This window comes from Hydrogenophaga sp. BPS33 (genome assembly GCF_009859475.1).
In the GTDB taxonomy this organism is placed as follows: domain Bacteria; phylum Pseudomonadota; class Gammaproteobacteria; order Burkholderiales; family Burkholderiaceae_C; genus Hydrogenophaga.
The window spans coordinates 3,878,703-3,901,375 of record NZ_CP044549.1 but is presented as its reverse complement, the minus strand read 5'-3'; the positions used below and the strand labels follow the sequence as shown (position 1 = coordinate 3,901,375).

Sequence of the window (22,673 nt, the reverse complement as noted above, 5' to 3'; positions counted from 1 at the left end):
TTGTCCACCCCTGAGCGATCCCCCTGGGCGTACCATCGCTTTTTCGCTGCAAACCCTCCATGTCCACTGCCTTTTCCAGTCCCTTCCCCGAGTTCGACGCGGGCTTCGAAGACGCTGCGAGCGATCGCCAGGTCGCCCAACTGCGTGTTCCACCGCATTCGATCGAGGCCGAGTCCAGCGTGCTGGGCGGCCTGCTGCTCGACAACAGCGCCTGGGACCGCGTGGCGGATCTGATCAACGATTCCGACTTCTACCGGCACGAACACCGGCTGACCTATTCGGCGATCGCCACCCTCGTCAACGGGAGCAAGCCGGCCGACGTGGTCACGGTGTTCGAGCATCTGCAGAACCTGGGCAAGTCCGAAGAGGCCGGAGGCCTGGCGTACCTGAACTCACTGGCTCAGTACGTGCCGAGCGCGGCCAACATCCGGCGTTATGCCGAGATCGTGCGCGAGCGCGCCATCCTGCGCAAACTCGTGACCGCCAGCGACGAGATCGCGACCGCGGCCTTCAACCCGCAAGGGCGGCCGGTGGCCAAGATCCTGGACGAGGCCGAGCAGAAGGTCTTCAAGATCGGCGAAGAGGGCTCGCGGATGAAGGAGGGCTTCCAGAGCATGGACACGCTCGTGGTCGACCTGCTGGACCGCGTGCAGGAAATGGCCGACAACCCGGCGGACGTGACCGGTGTGCCCACCGGCTTCATCGATCTGGACCGCATGACCTCGGGCTTGCAGGCCGGCGACCTGGTGGTGTTGGCCGCGCGTCCTTCCATGGGCAAGACCGCGTTCGCGATCAACATCGCCGAACACGTGGCCCTCAACGAGGGGCTGCCGGTGGCGGTGTTCTCCATGGAAATGGGTGCCTCGCAGCTGGCTGTGCGTATCGTGGGCTCGATCGGACGGATCAACCAGGGGCATTTGCGCACGGGCAAGCTCACCGACGACGAATGGCCGCGCCTCACCGAGGCCATCGAGAAGTTGCGCACGGTGTCCCTGCACATCGACGAGACGCCGGGCCTCACCCCCAGCGAGCTGCGGGCCAACTCCCGGCGACTGGCGCGCCAATGCGGCAAGCTCGGCCTGATCGTGGTCGACTACCTGCAGCTCATGAGCGGCTCGGGTTCGAGCGGCGGTGACAACCGCGCTACCGAACTGGGCGAAATTTCCCGGGGCCTGAAGATGCTGGCCAAGGAACTGCAATGCCCGGTGATCGCGCTCTCGCAGCTCAACCGTTCGGTCGAACAGCGCACCGACAAGCGTCCCATGATGTCGGATCTGCGAGAGTCTGGCGCCATCGAGCAGGATGCGGACATCATCATGTTCATCTACCGCGACGAGTACTACAACCGTGAGAACTGCAAGGAACCCGGCGTGGCGGAAATCATCATTGGCAAGCAGCGAAACGGCCCGACCGGCGTGGTGAAGCTGGCCTTCCTCAACATGCTGACCCGCTTCGAGACCCTGGTGGGCGGCGGTATGGGGGGCGGCAGCGACTACTGAGGCATTCGTTTACGAGCCCAACAAAAAACCGGCCTGGATGGCCGGTTTTTTGTTGTTGGGCTGCGCGGCGGGATTTGCGCCTACAGCACCTCGCTGGCGAAATCCGCCAGGCGCGAGCGCTCGCCGCGCGCCAGCGTGATGTGCCCGCCGTGGGGCCATCCCTTGAACCGGTCGACCGCATAGGTCAGCCCTGACGAGCCTTCCGTGAGGTAGGGCGTGTCGATCTGCGCCAGGTTGCCCATGCAGATGATCTTCGTGCCGGGGCCCGCGCGCGTGATCAAGGTCTTCATCTGCTTGGGCGTGAGGTTCTGCGCCTCGTCGATGATCACGTACTTGTTCATGAACGTGCGGCCGCGCATGAAGTTCATGCTCTTGACCTTGATGCGGCTGCGGATGAGCTCGTTGGTGGCCGCGCGCCCCCATTCGCCCGCGTTGCCGCCATCACCCTTGGCCAGGAATTCCAGGTTGTCGTCGAGTGCGCCCATCCAGGGCCCCATCTTTTCTTCCTCGGTGCCGGGGAGGAAGCCGATGTCCTCGCCCACGCTCACAGTGGCGCGGGTCATGATGATCTCGGTGTAGCGGCGGTCGTCCAGCACCTGTGTCAAGCCGCTGGCCAAGGCCATCAAGGTCTTGCCGGTGCCGGCCGTGCCGGCCAGCGTCACGAAGTCGATCTCCGGGTCCATCAACAGGTTGAGGGCAAAGTTCTGTTCGCGGTTGCGGCTGGTCACGCCCCACACCGCATTTTTCAGGTGTGTGTAGTCCTTGAGCGTCTTGAGCACCGCGGTCTTGTCGCGGATTTCGGTGACGCGGGCATACAGCGAAGGCTCTCCCGGCGCTTCGAAGTAGACAAACTGGTTGATGTAGAACTGTCCCACCGCAGGCCCGCTGACCCGGTAGAACGTGTGGCTGCCGCTTTGCCAGCTTTCGATGGTCTTGCTCTGGCGCGTCCAGAAATCCTGCGGCAAGGCCAGCGCCCCGGCATACAGCAGTTCGCCGTCGTCCAGGGTCTTGTCGTTCTGGTAGTCCTCAGCGGCCAGGCCCAGCGCACGCGCCTTGACGCGCATGTTGATGTCTTTCGACACCAGAATGACTTCGCGATCCGGGTGGCGGCCGCGCAGCGAATGGACCACGCCCAGGATCTGGTTGTCCGCCTTGCCCTGGGGCAGGCTGGACGGCAGGTTGTTGTCCAGAGGTTCGGTCTGGAAAAACAGCAGGCCGCGCGCGGACTGGTGACCGGTTGCCGAGAGCTTGAGGCCCTTGGTCATGTCGCCGCCTTGTTGCGCCACCAGGGCATCGAGGGTGCGGCTGGTCTGCCGACCGTTGCGCGCCACTTCGGTCATGCCCTTCTTGTGGCCATCCAGCTCTTCCAACACGATCATCGGCAGGAAGATGTCGTGTTCCTCGAAGCGAAAGAGGCTCGTGGGGTCGTGCAGCAGCACGTTGGTGTCCAGCACGAACAAGCGCGCAGGGCCCGCGTGCGTGGATTTTCCGTTGGTGCGCCGACGGGCGCTTGCCACGGGCGAGGGCTGGGCCGGCTTGTCCGCCGTCGGTGCTTCGGCCCGAACCAGAAGGGCCTGTGGCGCCGTGGCGGGCGCAGCGGGCAACAGAGGCGCCTCGGCCACTGCTTTCAACGTGGGTGCGGGTGCGACCGTTTTTCGAGCGCGACCGCGCGACCGCTCGCCCGCACGGGGGGTGGGGGCGGGTGCCGTGCGGGGCTCGGGTGCTTCGGGGGGGGGGAGCAGTTCCAGCGGTTCCTCGGCTGCTCGAAGGGCGTAAGCCTCGGGGGCTAGAAGGGCTGCACGTTTGGAGGGGGCGGGGGGCAGTGGCATGGAGGGCGGGTGAATTCAGCGCGAGGCCGGAAAACAAAAAGCCGCTCGGTAAACCGGGCGGCTTTCGGAACTGCGAAGCTTGTCGAAAGAGGGGCGGGCTGGGTAGCTTCCCGGAGTCATGAATTCATTATGCACGACTGGGGCGACAGCGAAACGGCATGCCAAGCGCCTGCCATTCCCCTTCTTTCAAGAGGCTTTCTTGAGTGTCTTGACGGCTTTGAGCACGTCCTCGACGTGGCCCGGCACCTTCAGGCCGCGCCATTCCTGCTTGAGCACGCCATCGGGGCCGATCAGGAAGGTGCTGCGCTCGATGCCCTTGACCTTCTTGCCGTACATGATCTTGTTCTTGACGACGCCGAACATGTGACACATTTTTTCTTCTGTGTCGGCGATCAATTCAAAGGGCAGCTCCAGTTTGGTCTTGAAATCGTCGTGCGACTTCATGTTGTCGCGCGAGACGCCGAAGACCTCGGCGCCGGCCTTGACAAAATCCTTGTACTTGTCTCGGAATTGCATAGCCTCGGTGGTGCAGCCCGGTGTATTGTCCTTGGGGTAGAAGTACAACACGATGGTTTGACCCAGATGGGTCTGGTTGCTGACTTTCACACCGCCTGTGGCCTGCGATTCGAATTCGGGAATGGGTTTGTTGACAACGACTGCCATACTGCGTGGACCCCTGACGTAGGTTGGTGGTGATGCGTTGGCTTCCCGGCTGCTTCGCGGCACGCCTGGCATACAGGATGCAAGGGAAGACGCGGCAGGAAACAATCCGGTATTTTAACCTGAATGGGTGCACTCCGTCACAGCCTAGGCACCAATGCGCCCTCGAACGCTGGGTGCAATTCAGGTGTCCATCAGCAAGGCGAGGACCACGCGGCGGCCTTCGCCTGCCAGGATGTTGTAGGTGCGGCAAGCGGCCGAGGTGTCCATGGTTTCGACGCCGATGCGCCGTGCCATGAGGCCCTGCAGCACGGCAGGGCGCACGAAGCGCAGCCGCGACCCGCTGCCGAACACCACCAGCTCGGGCGGTTCGCTCATCACCTCGGCCAGGTGCTCGAAGTGCGCCGGCGTGAGATCTTCGAAGCGCTGGCTCTCCCATGGCAACACCTGGCCCTCGGAGGTCAGGATCAGACTGGTGGTGTGGTGCTGGCCGTTGACCGCGACCCATCCCTCTCCGTAGGCGGTGATGGCCAAGGTGTCGGGCTTGTCGGCGTGCAATTTCATGGTGGCAACTGTGGTCAAATTGCAGGTTTTCCCTGCTGGTGAGACCCAAGAATACAACGATGGCTTCCCACCGCCGGGCTTTACACGCCGCAATCCCCAAACCCCCCGGAGGGACTTTGAAAACCATCCAGAAATCCGCCAAGCTGGCCAATGTGCTCTACGACGTTCGCGGCCCGATCGTGGACGCGGCCAAGCAGATGGAGGACGAGGGCCAGAAGATCATCAAGCTGAACATCGGTAATCTCGCCCCGTTCGGCTTCGATGCGCCAGAAGAGATCCAGCAGGACATGATCCGCAACCTGCCGAATTCGGCGGGCTATTCCGACAGCAAGGGCATCTTCGCGGCGCGCAAGGCGGTGATGCACTACACCCAGCAGCAAGGCGTGGCGGGTGTGACGCTGGAGGACATCTACCTCGGCAATGGCGCGAGCGAGTTGATCGTGATGGCGGCCAACGCGCTGCTGGACAACGGCGACGAGCTGCTGGTGCCGTCGCCCGACTATCCGCTGTGGACCGCTGCCACCAGCCTGGCCGGTGGTTCTCCCGTGCATTACCGTTGCGACGAATCCAACGGCTGGCAGCCCGATCTGGACGACATGCGCGCGAAGATCACGCCGCGCACCAAGGGCATTGTGGTGATCAACCCCAACAACCCCACTGGCGTGCTCTACAGCGATGAGCTGCTCAAGGGCGTCGTGGCGTTGGCGCGTGAGTTCGGCCTGGTGTTGCTGGCCGACGAGGTCTACGACAAGGTGCTCTACGATGGCGTGAAGCACACGGCGATGGCCAGCCTGTCCACCGACGTGCTCACGCTCACCTTCAACTCGCTGTCCAAGGCATACCGCTCGTGCGGCTACCGCGCGGGCTGGATGGTCCTCTCGGGTCCCAAGCACATCGCGAAGGACTTCATCGAAGGCCTGAACATGCTGGCCAACCTCAAGCTGGGCTCCAACGTGCCGGGGCAGTGGGCGATCCAGACCGCCTTGGGGGGGTACCAGAGCATCAACGACCTGGTGAAGGAGGGTGGCCGCCTGCGCCGCCAGCGCGACCTCGCCTACGAGCTCATCACCGCCATTCCGGGCGTGACCTGCGTCAAACCCGAGGCCGCGCTGTACATGTTCCCGCGGCTGGATCCGCAGATGTACCCCATCGCCGACGACCGCCAGTTCTTCATGGAAGTGTTGCGCGAAACGCGCGTGATGCTGGTGCAGGGCTCGGGCTTCAACTACCCCGACAACCAGCATTTTCGCATCGTGTTCCTCCCGCACGAAGACGATCTGCGCGAAGCGATCGAGCGCATCGCCAAGTTTCTCGAAGGCCGCCGAAAACGCGGCGCCTGATTTTTTTGTTCCCCAACCATGACCGACATGAAACCGATCCAAGTAGGCCTTCTGGGCATAGGCACCGTGGGCAGTGGCACCTTCAGCGTGCTCAAGCGCAACCAGGAAGAGATTCGCCGCCGCGCTGGCCGCGGCATTGAAATCACCATGGTGGCCGACCTGGATGTGGCGCGGGCGCAGTCGGTCGTGGGCGAAGGTGTGCAGGTGGTGAACGACGCGCGCGCGGTCATCGCCAACCCCGAGATCGACATCGTGATCGAACTCATTGGTGGCTATGGCATTGCCAAGGCCCTGGTGCTGGAAGCCATCGCGGCCGGCAAGCACGTGGTCACGGCCAACAAGGCGCTGCTCGCGGTGCACGGCACCGAGATCTTCGCCGCCGCATCCGCCAAGGGGGTGATGGTGGCCTTCGAGGCCGCCGTGGCCGGTGGCATCCCGATCATCAAGGCGCTGCGCGAAGGCCTCACGGCCAACAGCATCCAGTGGATCGCCGGCATCATCAACGGCACGACCAACTTCATCCTGTCCGAGATGCGCGACAAGGGGCTGGATTTTGCGGTCGTGCTCCAGGAAGCACAACGCCTGGGTTACGCCGAAGCCGACCCGACCTTCGACATCGAAGGCGTGGACGCGGCGCACAAGGTCACCCTGATGAGCGCGATCGCGTTCGGCATTCCCGTGCAGTTCGACAAGGCCTATGTCGAGGGCATCACGCAGCTCGGCGCGACCGACATCAAGTACGCCGAGCAACTGGGCTACCGCATCAAGCTGCTGGGCATCACCAAGCGCACGGCCCAGGGCATCGAACTGCGCGTGCACCCGAGCCTGGTGCCGTCCAAGCGCCTGATCGCCAATGTGGAAGGCGCGATGAATGCCGTGGTCGTGAACGGGGATGCGGTGGGCGCGACGCTGTATTACGGCAAGGGCGCGGGCAGCGAGCCCACGGCCAGCGCGGTGATCGCCGACCTCGTGGACATCACCCGCCTGCACACGGCCGACCCGCACCACCGCGTGCCGCACCTGGCCTTCCAGCCCAATGCCATGAGCGATCTGCCGGTGCTGCCGATGAGCGAGGTGGTGACGAGCTACTACCTGCGTCTGCGCGTCGCGGACGAGGCGGGCGTGCTGGCCAAGGTCACGGGCCTGCTGGCGGGCGTGGGCATCAGCATCGATGCCGTGCTGCAGCGCGAGGCCGACGAGGTCAGCGGTGAAGGCGGCACGTCGACCGATCTGATCATCCTCACGCACGACACGCGCGAGGGCACGCTCAATGACGCGCTGGTGCAGTTGCAGCAATTGCCCAGTGTGCTGGGGCCCATCGTGCGCATCCGCAAGGAAGAGCTGAACTGATGTTGTATCTCTCCACGCGCGGTCACCTTGACCGCAAGCGCTTCTGCGAAATCCTGCTGGAGGGGCTCGCCCCCGACGGCGGCCTGTACCTGCCGGAGCGTTATCCGCAGGTCGATGCCGCCGCGCTGCAGCGCCTGCGCCAGGTGTTCAACCAGGGCGCGCCGGGCGGCTACGCGGCGCTGGCCTTCGAAATCCTCTCGCTCTACATCGACGACATTCCCGCCGCCGACCTGCGCGCGCTGTGCGACAAGACCTACACCGAAGCGGTGTATGGCACGCCACAGATCGTGCCGCTGAAGACGCTCGAACGCGATGTCCAGCTCGAAGCCCTGTCCAACGGCCCCACCCTGGCCTTCAAGGACATGGCCATGCAACTGCTGGGCAACCTGTTCGAGTACGAGCTGGCGCGCCGTGGCGAGGAGCTCAACATCCTGGGCGCCACATCGGGCGACACCGGCAGCGCGGCCGAGTACGCCATGCGCGGCAAGAAGGGGGTGCGCGTGTTCATGCTCAGCCCGCACGGCCGCATGAGCCCGTTCCAGCAGGCGCAGATGTTCAGCCTGATGGACGAGAACATCCACAACATCGCCATCGAAGGCGTGTTCGACGATTGCCAGGACATCGTCAAGGACGTCAGCAACGACCTCGTGTTCAAGCGCCAGTACAAGATCGGCACGGTGAACTCGATCAACTGGGCGCGCCTGCTGGCGCAGGTGGTCTACTACTTCGCGGGCTATTTCCAGGCGACGGCAAACAACGGCCAGCAGGTGTCCTTCACCGTGCCCAGCGGCAATTTCGGCAACGTCTGCGCCGGCCACGTGGCGCGCCAGATGGGCCTGCCGATCCGCACCCTGGTGGTGGCCACGAACGAAAACGACGTGCTCGACGAGTTCTTCCGCACCGGCGTGTACCGCGTGCGCGGCAGCGCCGACACGCACGAGACCTCCAGCCCCTCGATGGACATTTCCAAGGCCAGCAATTTCGAGCGCTTCGTGTTCGACCTGCTCGGGCGCAACGGCGAGCGCGTCAAGGCCTTCTTCGGCGAAGGCCTCGCGCGCGAAGGCCGCTTCGACCTCAGTGCCGACCCGGTGTTCGCCGAGGCCGCCACGCATTACGGCTTTCGCAGCGGCAAGAGCACGCATGCCGACCGCCTGGCCACCATTCGCGATGTGTTCCAGCGCCACGGCGTGATGATCGACACCCACACCGCCGATGGCGTGAAAGTGGCGCGTGAGCACCGCGAAGCCGGCGTGCCCATGGTCGTGCTGGAAACCGCCTTGCCGATCAAGTTCGCCGACACCATCGTCGAAGCGCTGGGCCGACATCCCGATCGTCCGAAGCAGTTCGAAGGCATCGAGAATCTCCCCAAGCGCGTGAAGGTGATGCCCGCCCGCACGGAGGCTGTTCAGGCTTTCATCGCCGAGCACTGCGCTGCAGCCTGAACTGCGCATCCCCACCCGCACCCCACCACGGGTGCTGGAACAGCGCCAGTGGCATGACGTGGCGACCGGCTTGCTCGACAATGCAAACCGCTTTGCCGTTCGACCCGCTACCCTACATGCCATGACCGCTCCCAAATCCCCCACCGGCCGCGCGCCGCTGATGTCGCTGGACCAGGCCCAGGCCGATCTGCTCTCGCGCGTAGACGCGATCACGGCCAGCGAAACCGTCGCCACCTTCGAGGCCGACGGTCGTGTGCTCGCACAAGACCTGGTGTCTGTGCTGCAGGTGCCGCCCAACGACAACTCGTCCATGGACGGCTATGCGCTGCGCGCGGCCGACGTCACCGAGCCCGGTCAGGTCCTGCGTGTGAGCCAGCGCATCGCCGCCGGGCACATCGGCACTTCGCTGGAGCCCGGCACCTGCGCGCGCATCTTCACCGGCGCGCCCATGCCGCCCGGCGCCGACACGGTGGTGATGCAGGAAGACACGGTCGAGGTTGGCGGCGACATCCACGCGGTGCACATCCAGCAGGTGCCCGAACCGGGCCAGTGGGTGCGGCGCGCGGGCGAGGACGTCACGCGTGGCGCCGTGGTGCTGGCCCAGGGCGAACGCCTCTCGGCCGCCAGCCTGGGCCTGGCGGCCAGCCTGGGCCTGGCCCACCTGGCGGTGCGCGTGCGCCCGCGCGTGGCCATGTTCTCCACCGGCGACGAACTCGTGATGCCGGGCGACGTGCCGCCCGAGGCCATGAAGCCCGGCACGATCTACAACTCGAACCGCTTCTTCCTGCGCACGCTGCTGCAACGCCTGGGCTGCGAGGTGAGCGATCTGGGCATCGTGCCCGACCGGCGCGACGCCACCCTGGCCGCGCTCAAGACCGCGGCCGACCACCACGACCTGATCCTCACCAGCGGGGGGGTCTCGGTGGGCGAGGAAGACCATGTGAAGCCCGCCGTGCAGCAACTGGGTTCGCTCGACCTCTGGCAGATCGGCATGAAGCCCGGCAAACCCTTCGCCTATGGCACCGTGCGCCGCGATGCCGGCGCGGGCGCGGCGGCTGGGGAAGCCTGCCACTTCATCGGCCTGCCGGGCAACCCGGTCTCCAGCTTCGTGACCTTCCTGCTGCTGGTGCGCCCCTTCCTGCTCCAGTTGCAAGGGGTGCCCGCTAGCCGCATCCACGCCTTGCCTGCGGCCATCACCTTGCCCGCGCACTTCACCGTGGCACGCGCGGACAAGCGCCGCGAGTTCTTGCGCGTGCGCCGCAATGCAGCGGGCGGGCTCGATCTTTTTCCCAACCAGAGCTCGGGCGTGCTGACCTCGATGGTGTGGGGTGATGGCCTGGTGGACAACCCGGCCGGCACGACCATCGCGCACGGCGACCCGGTGTCGTACATCTCCTTGGCGGATCTGCTCGCATGAACATCCAACTGCGTTACTTCGCCGCCATCCGCGAGGCCTTGGGCACGGGCAACGAATCGCTCCAGACCCAGGCCACCACGTTGGCCCAGTTGCGCGCCGAACTGGTGGCGCGCGGTGGCGCCTACGCCGAGGCGCTCGCACCGCACAAGGCCGTGCGTGTGGCGATGAACCAGACCATGAGCGAAGAGTCCGCGGCGCTCACCGAGGGTGCCGAGGTGGGCTTCTTCCCGCCAGTCACGGGGGGCTGACATGACGCCGCGCGTGAGCATCCAGACCGAGGACTTCGATCTCTCCACGGAGGTTGCGCAACTGCGCGCGCTGGACAAAGGTGTCGGCGCCGTCTGCAGTTTCATTGGCACGGTGCGCGACCGCAACGATGGCCTCGCCGTGAGCACCCTGGAGCTGGAGCACTACCCGGGCATGACCGAGAAGTCGATCGAGGCCATGATCGACGAGGCCTTCGAGCGCTTTGATCTACTGGGTGCGCGCGTCATCCACCGCGTGGGCCTGCTGCAGCCGCTGGACCAGATCGTGCTCGTGGCGGTGACTTCCGCGCACCGAGGCCAGAGCTTCCAGGCCTGCGAGTTCCTGATGGACTACCTCAAGACCCAGGCCCCGTTCTGGAAGAAGGAGCAGACGCCTGAGGGGGCGCGCTGGGTCGATGCCCGCGTGAGCGACGACGCGGCGCTGGCGCGCTGGGGCATCGAATCAAGCAACGGCTGAGGCGGGCGTGCACCTCAACGCCGCCGACGTCGAAGCGATCGAACGCGCCACCGTGCAGGCCGTGGCGCCCGCGCAGGTAGACACGCTGGCGGGCTGGCTGCTGCCGATGGACCACGGCACGATCAACCGCGCGCGCAGCGCTGTGCCGCTGCACCACGGCGCGCACGACGCGGCCCTGTTCGATGCGATCCGGGAACGCTACACCGCCGCCGGCCTTGCGCCGGTGTTTCGCCTGCCCGAGGTCCCGGCCTTCGAGGCCGGGCTGCACCTCTTGCGGGCCCAGGGCTTCGAGCCGCACCAAACCACCTTCACCCAGACTTGTGCCACCGCCGCACTGGCCCAGGCCAGGGTGCCCGCGATGCGGGTCGAGCTCGCCGACACCCCCGACGCAGCCTGGATGGCGATGTACCTGGGCGAATGTCTCGACCCGGTGGACGGTGCCCACCGCGCCCGATCGCTCAGCCGCGCCGTCGGCACGCGCTTTGCCAGCCTGCGCGAGAACGGCGAAACGGTGGCCTGCGGGGCGGCTTCCTTCAGCCACGGCTGGCTCGGCGTGCATGGCATGCGCACCGCCGCCGCGCACCGCGGACGCGGTCTGGCCGGGGCCTTGATGCGGGCCATGGCCCAGGAAGCACAGCGCCAGGGCATCGCCCACACGTTCCTGCAGGTCGATGCCGGCAATACGGGCGCGCTGGCGCTCTACCGCCGCCTGGGTTTCCAGAGCGCCTGGGCCTATGCATACTGGCGCCGTGCTCCCGTGCCGCACGCGGCTTGATCTGCGTCAAATGCGGTGCAGTACAGAGGGCGCCCGCATCTTGAAAACAGGATGATGGGCGCCATGTGTGCTTCAGTTCTGAATCACAGGAGAGCCCATTCATGCGTCTCGACAAACTCACCACCAAGTTCCAGGAAGCCCTGAGCGAAGCCCAGACGATCGCCCTGGGCAGCGACCACGCCTACATCGAACCCGCCCACCTGCTGCTGGCGCTGCTGCGCCAGGCCGATGGCCCGCAGTCGCTGCTGCAGCGCGCGGGTGTGAACGTGCCGGGCCTGACCAAGGCCGCCGAAGCGGCGGTCAAGCGCCTGCCCGAGGTGCAGGGGCAGGAGCAGGTGCAGGTCGGCCCCGAGCTGGCCAAGTTGCTGCAGGCCACCGAAAAAGAAGCCATCAAGCGCGGCGACCAGTTCGTGGCCAGCGAACTGTTCCTGCTCGCCGTGACCGACAGCAAGGGCGAACTGGCCCGCATCGCCAATGAAAACGGCCTGACCCGCAAGAGTCTGGAGGCGGCGATCACCGCCGTGCGCGGTGGCCAGAAAATGGACAGTCCCGAGGCCGAAGGCCAGCGCGAGGCGCTCAAGAAATACACGCTGGACCTTACCGAGCGGGCCCGCCTGGGCAAGCTCGATCCGGTGATCGGCCGCGACGACGAAATCCGCCGCGCCATCCAGGTGCTGCAACGCCGCACCAAGAACAACCCGGTGCTCATCGGCGAACCTGGCGTGGGCAAGACCGCCATCGTCGAAGGCCTGGCGCAGCGCATCGTGGCCGGCGAAGTGCCGGACTCCCTCAAGGGCAAGCGCGTGCTCAGCCTGGACATGGCCGCGCTGCTGGCCGGTGCCAAGTTCCGCGGCGAGTTCGAAGAACGCCTGAAAACCGTGCTGAACGAACTGGCCAAAGACGAAGGCCAGACCATCGTCTTCATCGACGAGTTGCACACCATGGTGGGTGCGGGCAAGGCCGAAGGCGCGATGGACGCGGGCAACATGCTCAAACCGGCGCTGGCGCGCGGTGAGCTGCACTGCGTGGGCGCGACCACGCTCGACGAATACCGCAAGTACATCGAAAAAGACGCGGCGCTGGAGCGCCGCTTCCAGAAAATCCTCGTGGGCGAACCGAGCGTGGAGGCGACCATCGCCATCCTGCGCGGCCTGCAGGAAAAGTACGAAGTGCACCATGGTGTGCAGATCACCGACCCGGCCATCGTCGCCGCGGCCGAGCTGAGCCACCGCTACATCACCGATCGGTTCCTGCCGGACAAGGCGATCGACCTGATCGACGAGGCTGCATCCAAGATCAAGATCGAGCTCGATTCCAAGCCCGAGGTCATGGACCGGCTCGACCGCCGCCTGATCCAGTTGCAGATCGAGCGCGAAGCCGTGCGCCGAGAAAAGGACGAGTCCTCGCAGAAGCGCTTTGGCCTGATCGAAGAAGAGATCGGCCGGTTGGAAAAGGAAATTTCCGACTACGACGAAATCTGGAAGGCCGAGAAGGCCGCCGCGCTGGGCTCCAAGGACGTGATGGAGGAGATGGACCGCATCCGCTCCCAGATCAAGACCTTCACCGAGAAGGGCGACTTCAACAAAGTCGCCGAGCTGCAATACGGCAAGCTGCCCGAGCTGGAAAAGCGCTTGAAGGACGCGCAGGAGGTCGAGTCGGGCAAGGCGCAGAACAAGGATGGCACTGGCCGCCCGCAACTGCTGCGCACCCAGGTCGGCGCTGAAGAGATCGCCGAGGTGGTGGCGCGCGCCACCGGCATCCCGGTGTCCAAGCTCATGCAGGGCGAGCGCGACAAGCTGCTGCTCATGGAAGGCAAGCTGCACGAGCGCGTGGTCGGCCAGGACGAGGCCATCGGTGCCGTGGCCAACGCCATCCGCCGCTCTCGCTCGGGCCTGTCCGACCCGAACCGACCCACTGGCTCGTTCCTGTTTCTCGGTCCCACCGGCGTGGGCAAGACCGAGCTGTGCAAGGCGCTGGCGGGCTTCCTGTTCGACAGCGAAGATCACCTCATCCGCATCGACATGAGCGAGTTCATGGAGAAGCACTCGGTCGCCCGCCTCATCGGCGCGCCGCCCGGCTACGTGGGCTACGAAGAGGGCGGTTACCTCACCGAAGCCGTGCGGCGCAAGCCCTACAGCGTGGTGCTGCTCGACGAAGTGGAGAAGGCGCACCCGGACGTGTTCAACGTGCTGCTGCAGGTGCTCGACGATGGCCGCCTCACCGATGGCCAGGGCCGCACCGTGGACTTCAAGAACACGGTGATCGTGATGACGAGCAACATCGGCTCGCACATGATCCAGGCCATGGTGGGCCAGCCCTACGAAGAGGTGAAGGAAGCGGTGTGGGACGAGCTGAAGAACCACTTCCGCCCGGAATTCCTCAACCGCATCGACGAAACGGTGGTGTTCCACGCGCTCGACGCCCAGCACATCGAGTCGATCGCCGCCATCCAGCTGCGCGTGCTCGAAGCGCGCCTGGCCAAGATGGACCTGCACCTGCGCGTCGCACCGTCCGCGTTGGCCGAATTGGCCAAGGTCGGCTTCGACCCGGTGTTCGGCGCGCGGCCCCTCAAGCGCGCGATCCAGCAGCGCATCGAGAACCCGCTCTCGAAGTTCCTCCTGGAAGGGCGCTACCCGCCGAAGTCGTCGATCCCGGTGAGCGTGGATCCGGTGCGCAATCCGGGGGTGTTCGAGTTCGGCGAAGCCGTCGCCGAGGCTTGAGGCGCCAGCCCGTCCCCGTCCGTCGCGGATGGGGACGCGGCCCTACCCTTGGGGGAGGCAGCGGCCTATCATGGCCTTCATGACGCAGATCCCTCCGACCCTTCCCTTGCGCGCGCTGTTCGATGCGCAATACCACGCGAGCCGGGCGCAGATCGACGTGCCCCTGGCGCTGCGGCGCGATCGGCTGGGCCGCTTGCGCACCCTTGTCGATACCCATGCCGGGAAGCTGTCGGAAGCGGTACAGGCCGACTTCGGCGTGCGCTCGCCGGACCTGACCGAAGCGGCGGACTTTTTCGTCCTGCGCGCGGGCATGGCGCAATTGGCGAAACACCTGCCAGCGTGGATGAAGCCGCAGCGCGTGCGCACGCCGCTCTACCTGCTGCCGGCGCGCGCCCACCTGCAGCGACAGCCGCTGGGCGTGGTCGGTGTCATCGGCCCCTGGAACTACCCGCTGCAGCTCACCTTCGGCCCAACAGCCACGGCGCTCGCGGCGGGCAACCGCGTGATGCTCAAGCCCAGCGAACTCACGCCGCACACCTCGGCCCTCATGGCCGAGTTGGTGCAGCAGGTTTTCGCGGCCGATGAGTTCAGCGTGGTGCTCGGCGGCCCCGACGTGGCGCGGGAATTTTCCAGCCTGCCCTTCGACCACCTGTTCTTCACCGGCTCCACGGCGGTGGGGCGCCAGGTGGCGGCGGCAGCGGCGGTCAACCTCACGCCCACCACGCTCGAACTGGGCGGCAAGTCGCCTTGTGTGGTCGACGGCTCGTGTGACCTGGACGAGGCCGCCATCAAGATCGCGCACGGCAAGCTGCTCAATGCGGGGCAGACCTGCATCGCGCCCGATTACGTGCTGCTGCCGCGCGGCATGGAAACGGCGTTCGAGCAGGCCTATGCCCAGGCGGTGGCGCGCCTTTTCCCCTCCATCGCCGGCAACCCCGACTACGCCGCCATCGTGAGCGAGCGCCACCACGCGCGGCTGGGGGCCTTGCTGGACGAAGCGCAGGCCAGGGGTGCGCGCGTGGTGAATGTTTCAACGCCCGGGGGCGATGCGCAGGGCGCGCGGCAGATGGGCCCCACCCTGGTGTTCGATCCCCAGCCCGATCTGCGCCTGATGCAGGAAGAGATCTTCGGCCCCATCCTGCCCGTGCTGCCCTACGACGGCGTCGACGACGCCATCACCTACATCAACCTGCGTCCACGCCCACTGGCGCTCTACTGGTTCGGCCGCGACACCGTGGCGCGCGACCGGCTGCTGTCGCGCACCGTGAGCGGGGGGGTGTCGGTGAACGACACGCTCATGCACATCGCGCACGAAGGCCTGCCGTTTGGCGGCGTGGGCGAGAGCGGCTGGGGCGCCTACCACGGCGAGACCGGCTTTCTGCGCTTCACCCAGCAAAAGCCGGTGCTGCTGCAATCGCGCTGGGCCATGGGGCATCTGTTCTACCCGCCGTATGGCGCGCGCTTCCATCGCGTGATGGGGTTGCTCAAGCGTCTGTTCTGAGCCGAGGTCAGCCGCGCAAGGTCTGCCACAGCCCGCGGTCGCGCTCTGCCGTCCACACCGTCGGGTGCTCGATGCCGTGCAACTCGTCCCACGCACGCGCCACGTCGAACGGCAGCACATGCTGGTACACCGGCCAGTCGCCAAAGCGCGGGCGCATGGCCGCGTCGGTGCGTTCGAAGCAGCCGCGCAGGTCTTCGCCGGCGTCGATGCCCGCCTGCACACTGGCGAACAACGTGCCCAGAAAATCCTGCGTCATCGCGATCGCTTCGGCACACGCCGCCGCCCCGCGCACCACCGCGCCACGCCCGGGCACCAGCACGCGCGGTTGCAGCGCGGCGGTGGCGTCCAGCGTGCCGTGCCAGTCGCGCAGATAGGCGTCGCCCGCGTAAACGCCGCAGCGGTTTTCCACCACGTCGCCCGAGAACAGCACGCCGCAGTCCGGCAGCCACACCACCGTGTCGCCGTTGGAATGGCCACGGCCCAGGCACTGCAGGCGCAGCTCGCGATCGCCCAGCCACAGGCTCATTTTCCGTTCGAAGCTGATGGCGGGAAAGGTGAGACCCGGGATTTCTTCGATGCCCTGGAACAGGCGTGGGAAGCGCCCGGCTTCGGAGTCGAAATCGGCCTGGCCGCGCGTGCGGATCCAGTCCAGCGTGCCGTTGCTCGCGATCACGGTGGCGTCTCCGCCGAATGCGCTAGCGCCGAGGACGCGCACCGCGTGGTAGTGCGTGAGCACGATGAACTTCACCGGTTTGTCGGTGACGCGGCGGATGTCTTCCAGGAAGCCGCGCGCCATGCGCGGCGTGGGGCGCGTGTCGATCACGATCACGTGGTCGTCGCCCACGACGAAGCCGCAGTTGGGATCGAAGTCGCTGATGTAGCCGTAGACCTTGGGCGCGAGTTCTTCGATGCGGGGTTTCTGCTCGCGTGTGTCGGAGGCCGAGGCAAAGGAAGGGGCGGCGATCGTGGTGTTCATATCGGTTCTTGCAGAGGGTCAGCCAAAGCGCGTGTGCAGCCAGGAGGCCAAGTGGTCGGCGGCGGCTTCCACCAGCGCGGGCTGGCCGGCGAGGTAGTGGTTGCCACCGACGATGTCGATGTTGTGGATGCGTTCGCCGCCCGCTTCCAGCCAGGCGTCGCGCGTGCTGGGGAAGGTGCTCTGGTCGGCGGTGTAGGTCAGCAGCAGCGCGGGCACGCTGGTGCGCGCCAGGTTGGTCGGCCCGTCGGCCTGCGAGCGCGAGGACCATTGCGAGAGAAACGCGGTGAGCGATGTCGTGCGGCCCATGGCGTTGGCCGAGGTGTTCACCTGGCGCGCTCCGTCCGGGCCGCTGCCCCACACGCTGCCCAGGGCGCGGTGATTCGCATCCAGCGACAGGTCCACGCAGCGCGGATCGGCATGCGTGCGGTAGACGATGAAGGCCTGGTCGCGCGGCGCGCCCGGCGTGCCGCGCAGGAACTGCAAACGCTCCAGCGCCCAGCGCTCGATGCGCTCCAGCCGTGCCTGCTGCGCCGCGCTGAAGCGCGCGAGGAATTCGGCGCTGTAGGGCGGGCCGTGGCGCTTGTCGTACATGTCCAGTTCGGGGTCGAGCGACATCGGGTCGTGCTCGTCGGTCACGGCCGGGTCGATCCAGTCGCGCAGCAGCCGCGAGCGGCCCAGGTGCGCGGCGCAAAGGGCGATGCCGTCCACTGGTGGCAGGTCGCTGGCGTGCAGATGCGTGGGGTCGCCATCGGCGAAGTGCGTGGCGGTGAGGTTTTCCGCCTGGGCCTGGTAGAACGCCGCGAGCGCCGCGCCGCCGGAATTGCCGATCAGCACCACCTTCTCATAGCCTTGATCGCGCAGGTACCGCACGCCCGCGCCCAGGTCTTGAATCACGCGCTCCATCAGCAGCACTGTGTCGTTGCCGCTGTAGCGCGAATTGAGCCCCATGCAGGCAATGCCGCGCGCGGCCAGCGGGCCGATCAGGTAGTGCCCCATGAAGTTGCTCGCCGGGTGCATGACGATGGCCGCGATCTTCTTGCGGCCCGCTGGTGCGCGCCAGGCGCCGTAGATGCGCGGGCGCAGCATCTGCAGGCCCGACTGGCTCTCCAATGCCGCGCCGGGCTTGACGTCGATCGCGACCAGTTTCAGTTCGGGCAGGGTGCTTTCATCCGCCATGTGAGGCTCCCTGCGACCGCAAGACCGCCTTGCGCACCGCCCATTCCTTCAGGTCGGCGTGCGCGCGGCGTGCGTGCGCGTCCATCTCGTCTTGCGGCACGGTGGGCGTGGTGAGCTCCACGCGCAGGCCGTTGGGGTCGAAGAAGTAGATCGACTGGATGATGTGGTGGTCGGTCAGGCCCAGCACCTCCACGCCGGCCGCCTGCAGGCGCGCCTTGGCCGCTTGCAGTGCGTCGACCGAGTCCACCCGCAGGGCGATGTGGTTGACCCACGAAGGCGTGTTGGGCGAGGGCAGGGCGACCACGTCGTCGCCCAGGTCGAAGAAGGCGATGAAGGAGCCGTCGCGCATGGCGAAGAAGATGTGCACGTAGGGGCAGTACTCGCCAGTGCTCGGCACGTGGTCGGCCTTGATCACGTGCACCAGCGGCAGGCCCAGCAGGTCTTCGTAGAAATGCCGGGTCTCTTCGGTGTCGCGGCAGCGCCAGGCGAAATGGTGCAGGCCCTGGATGGCGGCGGGGAGGTGTTTGGTCATGCGGTTCATGAAGGGTTCGAGGCCGCGTGGCGGCCCGCGATGTAGCCAAAGGTCATGGCGGGCCCGAGCGTGATGCCACCGCCCGGGTAGTTGCCGCCCATGATGCTGGCCATGTCGTTGCCGGCCGCATAGAGGCCGGGGATGGGTTGTTCGCGCGCGTCGAGCACGCGCGCATGCGCGTCGGTGCGCAGGCCCGCGAAGGTGCCCAGGTCGCCCACCACCAGCTCGACGGCGTAGAACGGCGCGTCTTGCACCGGTGCGACGCAAGGGTTGGGGCCGCTCCAGGTGGGGTCGCCGTTGAAGCGGTTGTAGGCATTGCCGCCCTTGCCGAACTGCGGGTCGCGTCCGTGTTGTGCGTCGGCGTTGTAGCGGTCTACCGTCGCTTGCAACGCGGCCGGATCGACGCCGATTTGCGTCGCCAGCTCGGCCAGCGTGCGCCCGCGTTTGAGATAGCCCTTGCGCAGCAGGCCGCCCAGCGGCATGGGAAACGGTTTGGCGAAACCCAGGCCGTACTGGCGGATCGCGCGGTGGTCGCACAGCAGGTAAAGGCCACGGCCGTCGGGCGCGGCCGCTCGCAGCGCGGCGGCGATCACGTCGTGGTACGAGTCGGATTCGTTGACGAAGCGCTGGCCGCGCGCGTCGATGGCGATCATGCCGGGCTTGGCGCGGTCGATGAAGTGCGGGTACACGCCCATGCTGCCGCCCTTGCGCGGCACGCGCGAGAACACGGCCCAGGCGGCCGGGTGGGCCAGGTGCGTGTCGACGCGCCCGCCCGCTTGCTCGCCGAACGCGAGCCCGTCACCGGTGTTGCTGGCCGGTGCCGGCGAGTGGTGCAAACCTCCGCGTTGCACGTGCGGGAACAGACGCTGCTGGCGCACGCGGTCTTGCGGGAAACCGCCGCAGGCCAGCACCACGCCACGCCGCGCGTGCACGCGCACATCGCGGCCTTCGCGGCGCACGATCGCGCCGCTGGCGCGCGCGCCGTCCTGGGTGAGCGAGCACACCGGCGCGTTCAGCCACAAGGGGATCTCCAGGTCGAACACGCTGCGCGCCAGCCGCGCGGCCAGCGCGTTGCCGTTGGTCAGGCGCATGCCGCGCCCGTGGCGCAGCGTGTCGCGCAGGTGGCGCAGGAACACGCCGGCCACGTAGCGCGCCGAGCGCAGCGAACGCGTGGCGTTGAGGAAATGGCGCACTTCGTCACCCGAGACGGTCACCAGGCCGAACAGCGTCATCTCCTGCAGCGGTGGGCGCAAGGTCCTGATGCGCGCGCCCAGTTCGCGGCCATCGTAAGGGGCCGCGTACAAGGTGCGCCCGCCCTGCGATGCGCCAGGCTGGCCGGGGTGGTAGTCGGGGAACAGGGGCGCGGGTACGAAGCGCACAGCGGTCTTGTCTTCGAAGAACGCGACCATCGCCGGCCCCTGGTCGAGGAACGCCTCCACCATGTCGGGACGCGCGAACGCGCCCGCTTCGATGGCCATGTACTGGCGCGCCGCGTCCCGCGAGTCCGTCAGGCCCACCCGCTCGGACACCGGGTTGCCCGGTACCCAGAGCCCACCGCCCGAGAGCGCGGTGGTGCCGCCGAACACATCGGCTTTCTCCACCAGCAGCACGTCCAGCCCGTGCAGCTTCGCGGTGATCGCTGCGGCCATGCCGGCGGCACCGGAGCCGACCACGAGCAGGTCGCAGTCCACGGTTTCCAGGTTCATCGAACGGGCCTGTTCACGTGCGTTTCGGCAATGCTGTAGATCGCGATGAAGCTGATCAGGCACAAGCCCGCCATGTAGAGCGAGATCGACATGGACGTGCCGGTGGAGACGAACAGCAGCGTGGCGATGAAGGGCGCAAGCGCCCCGCCCACGATGGAGCCGGCCTGGTAGCCCAGTGAGGTGCCGCTGAAGCGCACGGCCGGCTCGAACAGCTCGCAGAACAGCGCGGCCATGGGGCCGTACATCGCGGCGATGCACAGGCGCGCCACCACGATCGCCAGCAGCACCAGTGCCGGCACGGCGGTGTCCACGATGGGGAAGAAGGCCAGCGCCCACAACACACCCGCGCCGGTGCCCATCAGGAACACCCTGCGCCGGCCGATGCGGTCGGACAGGCCCGCGAAATACAGCGTGGCGAAGATCTCCAGGATGTTGGCGATGATGATGAAGCTCAACATCGTCGAGCGCGTGAGGCCCAGTTGCGTGATGCCGTAGTTCAGCACGTAGACCAGCACGATGTAGCCCATACCGTTCTGCGCCAGGCAGGCCAGCGCGGCGATGAACACCGGCTTCTTGTGGTTCTTCAGCACCTCCTTCAGCGGCGAGCGCGCGGCCTTGCCACGGCGCTGCGCCTCTTCGAAGATCGGGCTCTCGCTCACCTTGTGGCGCACGTACAGGCCCACGAGCACCAGCACGATGCTGAAGAGGAAGGGAAGACGCCAGCCCCAGCTCTGGAACTGTTCTTCCGTGAGGAACCAGCCGATCACCAGGAACACCAGGTTGGCCAGCACCAGGCCGGCGGCCACGCCGAGCTGGGGAAAGCCGCCATAGAAGCCGCGCCTGTCTGGCGGCGCGTGTTCCACCGCCATGAGGATGGCGCCGCTCCATTCACCGCCCACGCCAAAGCCCTGGCACAGGCGCAGCAGCACCAGCAGGACGGGCGCGGCCAGACCGATCTGCGCATAGGTTGGCAGCAGGCCGATGGCAAAGGTGCCGAAGCCCATGAGCAACAGCGAGAGCACCAGCATCGCCTTGCGGCCGATGCGGTCGCCGAAGTGGCCCATCACGATGCCGCCGATGGGGCGCGCGAAGAAGCCGATGGCAAAGGTGCTGAACGCCGCGAGCGTGGCCGCCACGGGCGAGAACTTGGGGAAGAACTGCGTGCTGAAGATCAGTGCGGCAGCGGTGCCGTAGATGAAGAAATCGAACCACTCGATGGTGGCGCCGACCAGGCAGGCGATGGCCACCCTGCGGGCCGATTCGGGTGTGGGTGTGGCTTGCGCAGAAAGCGCTGGGGAAGAGGGCGCGCCGCGCGCGGCCTCGCGGGTGATGGCCATGGATGTTGTCTCCGTTGTGCAAAGGTGCCGGCGATTACAAGCCGATCTTTTTTATGATGCAATCGAAATGATTTCATGGATTGATGAACAGACCATATGAATCTGACCCTGCGCCAACTGCGCGCCTTCGTCGCCGTGGCCGATGCCGGCAGCTTTACCGAAGCCTCGCGCCAACTGCACCTCACCCAGTCGGCCTTGAGCGTGCTGGTGCGCGAGATGGAGCGCGAACTCGGCGTGCGCCTGTTCGACCGCAGCACGCGCCGCGTGTCGCTCACCGAAGCCGGTGCGGAGCTGCAGCCGGCCGTGCGCCGCATGCTGAGCGACCTGGCCGGCGCGGTGGCCAACGTGGGCGAGCTGCGCGACAAACGCCGTGGCGTGCTGCGCCTGGCCGCGCCGCAGCTCATGGCCTGCACGTTGCTGCCGCGCCTGGTGGCCGACTGGCGCCGCCGTTACCCCGACGTTGAAGTGCGGCTGGCCGACACGCCGCCCGAGCACCTGCTGGCCACCTTGTACGAGGGCGAGGCCGAGCTGGCCATCGGCCCGGACCGTGGGCCGGGCAGCGATGGCGATGCCGCCGAGGCCACGCTGGAGCGCCACGTGCTGCTCGAAGACCGGCACTGGCTGGTCTGCCCCGAAGACCACCCGCTGCGCAAACGCCGGCGCGTGCGCTGGAACGAACTGGGGCCCTGGCCCTTCATCGCGCCCACGCGCGACTTCGTGCGCCGTGTGCTGCCCGAGTTGCAAGACGATGAGGCGGCTCGCGCGATCCTGTCACCGCCTGCGATGGAAGTCTCGTACCTCACCACCGCCATGGGCCTCGTGGCTGCGGGCCTGGGCGTGACCGCGTGTCCCACGTACTCGGAGTCCCTGGTGCGCGCCCACGGCCTGCACATGGTGCCGCTGGAGGCCCCGGCGTTCTACCGCGAGGTGAGCATCTACCGGTTGGCCCACCGCGCGATGTCGCCTGCGGCCGCGAGCTTCGTGGAGAACGCGATGGATTTCGTGCGAAGGCACCCGTCGCGCGGGGCGCGGCGCCCCGGCACGTGACACCGAGGCCTGCTGGAACATCAGCCATCAGGCTGGGTGTTGATGTTCTGAATAGGTGTTAGATTTCGCGCCTTTCTTA

19 protein-coding genes are annotated in these 22,673 nt (G+C 66.7%); 11 read left to right on the top strand and 8 right to left on the bottom strand.

What is annotated here, in order from left to right; all coding sequences use genetic code 11:
- Positions 1-59: 59 nt before the first annotated feature.
- On the top strand, positions 60-1,499 hold the full coding sequence (gene dnaB / locus F9K07_RS18145) for a replicative DNA helicase (RefSeq protein WP_159594758.1): 1,440 nt from the start codon (positions 60-62) through the stop codon (positions 1,497-1,499).
- Between the two features lie 80 nt (positions 1,500-1,579).
- Here the strand turns inward: dnaB and F9K07_RS18140 are convergent, their stop codons facing one another.
- The 3 genes from F9K07_RS18140 to F9K07_RS18130 form a co-directional block, all read right to left on the bottom strand.
- Positions 1,580-3,328 carry a PhoH family protein gene (locus F9K07_RS18140; RefSeq protein WP_159594757.1) on the bottom strand — a complete coding sequence of 583 codons (1,749 nt, stop codon included), beginning with the start codon at positions 3,326-3,328 and terminating at the stop codon, positions 1,580-1,582.
- 186 nt (positions 3,329-3,514) lie between these two features.
- Positions 3,515-3,991, bottom strand: a complete 477-nt coding sequence (locus tag F9K07_RS18135; protein WP_159594756.1) for a peroxiredoxin — start codon at positions 3,989-3,991, stop codon at positions 3,515-3,517.
- Between the two features lie 180 nt (positions 3,992-4,171).
- Positions 4,172-4,552 (bottom strand): Mth938-like domain-containing protein, encoded by a 381-nt coding sequence (locus F9K07_RS18130; RefSeq protein WP_159594755.1) that lies wholly within the window; start codon positions 4,550-4,552, stop codon positions 4,172-4,174.
- A 116-nt stretch (positions 4,553-4,668) separates the two neighbouring features.
- Between F9K07_RS18130 and F9K07_RS18125 the strand changes: the two genes are divergently transcribed.
- From F9K07_RS18125 to F9K07_RS18085, 9 genes are all read left to right on the top strand, one after another.
- Complete coding sequence (locus F9K07_RS18125; protein ID WP_159594754.1) at positions 4,669-5,892, top strand: pyridoxal phosphate-dependent aminotransferase; 1,224 nt, start codon at positions 4,669-4,671, stop codon at positions 5,890-5,892.
- A gap of 27 nt (positions 5,893-5,919) precedes the next feature.
- On the top strand, positions 5,920-7,242 hold the full coding sequence (locus tag F9K07_RS18120) for a homoserine dehydrogenase (protein ID WP_159594753.1): 1,323 nt from the start codon (positions 5,920-5,922) through the stop codon (positions 7,240-7,242).
- Positions 7,242-8,684 carry a threonine synthase gene (gene thrC, locus F9K07_RS18115; RefSeq protein WP_159594752.1) on the top strand — a complete coding sequence of 481 codons (1,443 nt, stop codon included), beginning with the start codon at positions 7,242-7,244 and terminating at the stop codon, positions 8,682-8,684. Before F9K07_RS18120 ends, thrC begins: the two co-directional genes overlap by 1 nt.
- Positions 8,685-8,805: 121 nt before the next feature.
- Complete coding sequence (locus F9K07_RS18110; protein WP_159594751.1) at positions 8,806-10,101, top strand: molybdopterin molybdotransferase MoeA; 1,296 nt, start codon at positions 8,806-8,808, stop codon at positions 10,099-10,101.
- Positions 10,098-10,349 carry a molybdopterin converting factor subunit 1 gene (gene moaD / locus F9K07_RS18105; protein ID WP_159594750.1) on the top strand — a complete coding sequence of 84 codons (252 nt, stop codon included), beginning with the start codon at positions 10,098-10,100 and terminating at the stop codon, positions 10,347-10,349. The genes F9K07_RS18110 and moaD overlap by 4 nt, the downstream gene beginning before the upstream one ends.
- Position 10,350: 1 nt before the next feature.
- The gene (locus F9K07_RS18100) at positions 10,351-10,824 is read left to right on the top strand and encodes a molybdenum cofactor biosynthesis protein MoaE (RefSeq protein WP_159594749.1); all 474 of its coding nucleotides are present in this window, start codon (positions 10,351-10,353) and stop codon (positions 10,822-10,824) included.
- 7 nt (positions 10,825-10,831) lie between these two features.
- Positions 10,832-11,599 (top strand): GNAT family N-acetyltransferase, encoded by a 768-nt coding sequence (locus F9K07_RS18095; protein WP_236581321.1) that lies wholly within the window; start codon positions 10,832-10,834, stop codon positions 11,597-11,599.
- A 101-nt stretch (positions 11,600-11,700) separates the two neighbouring features.
- Positions 11,701-14,319, top strand: a complete 2,619-nt coding sequence (gene clpB, locus F9K07_RS18090) for an ATP-dependent chaperone ClpB (protein ID WP_159594748.1) — start codon at positions 11,701-11,703, stop codon at positions 14,317-14,319.
- A 79-nt stretch (positions 14,320-14,398) separates the two neighbouring features.
- Complete coding sequence (locus F9K07_RS18085; protein WP_201451447.1) at positions 14,399-15,820, top strand: coniferyl aldehyde dehydrogenase; 1,422 nt, start codon at positions 14,399-14,401, stop codon at positions 15,818-15,820.
- 7 nt (positions 15,821-15,827) lie between these two features.
- Here the strand turns inward: F9K07_RS18085 and F9K07_RS18080 are convergent, their stop codons facing one another.
- The 5 genes from F9K07_RS18080 to F9K07_RS18060 are packed head-to-tail and all read right to left on the bottom strand — an operon-like array spanning position 15,828 to position 21,547.
- Entirely contained in the window at positions 15,828-16,796 is a 969-nt protein-coding gene (locus F9K07_RS18080) for an MBL fold metallo-hydrolase (protein WP_159594747.1), read from the bottom strand.
- An 18-nt stretch (positions 16,797-16,814) separates the two neighbouring features.
- Positions 16,815-17,954, bottom strand: coding sequence for an alpha/beta hydrolase (locus F9K07_RS18075; protein WP_159596989.1), 1,140 nt, complete (start codon positions 17,952-17,954; stop codon positions 16,815-16,817).
- 7 nt (positions 17,955-17,961) lie between these two features.
- Positions 17,962-18,504 (bottom strand): VOC family protein, encoded by a 543-nt coding sequence (locus F9K07_RS18070; RefSeq protein ID WP_159594746.1) that lies wholly within the window; start codon positions 18,502-18,504, stop codon positions 17,962-17,964.
- 5 nt (positions 18,505-18,509) lie between these two features.
- Positions 18,510-20,210, bottom strand: coding sequence for an FAD-dependent oxidoreductase (locus F9K07_RS18065; RefSeq protein WP_159594745.1), 1,701 nt, complete (start codon positions 20,208-20,210; stop codon positions 18,510-18,512).
- Positions 20,207-21,547, bottom strand: a complete 1,341-nt coding sequence (locus tag F9K07_RS18060; protein ID WP_159594744.1) for an MFS transporter — start codon at positions 21,545-21,547, stop codon at positions 20,207-20,209. The genes F9K07_RS18065 and F9K07_RS18060 overlap by 4 nt, the downstream gene beginning before the upstream one ends.
- 96 nt (positions 21,548-21,643) lie before the next feature.
- Between F9K07_RS18060 and F9K07_RS18055 the strand changes: the two genes are divergently transcribed.
- On the top strand, positions 21,644-22,594 hold the full coding sequence (locus tag F9K07_RS18055; protein ID WP_159594743.1) for a LysR family transcriptional regulator: 951 nt from the start codon (positions 21,644-21,646) through the stop codon (positions 22,592-22,594).
- Positions 22,595-22,673: the final 79 nt, after the last annotated feature.

Coding starts and splice junctions, on each gene's coding strand:
- dnaB (WP_159594758.1), top strand. CDS start 60: ATGTCCACTGCCTTTTCCAGTCCCTTCCCCGAGTTCGACGCGGGCTTC.
- F9K07_RS18140 (WP_159594757.1), bottom strand. CDS start 3,328: ATGCCACTGCCCCCCGCCCCCTCCAAACGTGCAGCCCTTCTAGCCCCC.
- F9K07_RS18135 (WP_159594756.1), bottom strand. CDS start 3,991: ATGGCAGTCGTTGTCAACAAACCCATTCCCGAATTCGAATCGCAGGCC.
- F9K07_RS18130 (WP_159594755.1), bottom strand. CDS start 4,552: ATGAAATTGCACGCCGACAAGCCCGACACCTTGGCCATCACCGCCTAC.
- F9K07_RS18120 (WP_159594753.1), top strand. CDS start 5,920: ATGAAACCGATCCAAGTAGGCCTTCTGGGCATAGGCACCGTGGGCAGT.
- thrC (WP_159594752.1), top strand. CDS start 7,242: ATGTTGTATCTCTCCACGCGCGGTCACCTTGACCGCAAGCGCTTCTGC.
- F9K07_RS18110 (WP_159594751.1), top strand. CDS start 8,806: ATGACCGCTCCCAAATCCCCCACCGGCCGCGCGCCGCTGATGTCGCTG.
- moaD (WP_159594750.1), top strand. CDS start 10,098: ATGAACATCCAACTGCGTTACTTCGCCGCCATCCGCGAGGCCTTGGGC.
- F9K07_RS18100 (WP_159594749.1), top strand. CDS start 10,351: ATGACGCCGCGCGTGAGCATCCAGACCGAGGACTTCGATCTCTCCACG.
- clpB (WP_159594748.1), top strand. CDS start 11,701: ATGCGTCTCGACAAACTCACCACCAAGTTCCAGGAAGCCCTGAGCGAA.
- F9K07_RS18085 (WP_201451447.1), top strand. CDS start 14,399: ATGACGCAGATCCCTCCGACCCTTCCCTTGCGCGCGCTGTTCGATGCG.
- F9K07_RS18080 (WP_159594747.1), bottom strand. CDS start 16,796: ATGAACACCACGATCGCCGCCCCTTCCTTTGCCTCGGCCTCCGACACA.
- F9K07_RS18070 (WP_159594746.1), bottom strand. CDS start 18,504: ATGACCAAACACCTCCCCGCCGCCATCCAGGGCCTGCACCATTTCGCC.
- F9K07_RS18065 (WP_159594745.1), bottom strand. CDS start 20,210: ATGAACCTGGAAACCGTGGACTGCGACCTGCTCGTGGTCGGCTCCGGT.
- F9K07_RS18060 (WP_159594744.1), bottom strand. CDS start 21,547: ATGGCCATCACCCGCGAGGCCGCGCGCGGCGCGCCCTCTTCCCCAGCG.
- F9K07_RS18055 (WP_159594743.1), top strand. CDS start 21,644: ATGAATCTGACCCTGCGCCAACTGCGCGCCTTCGTCGCCGTGGCCGAT.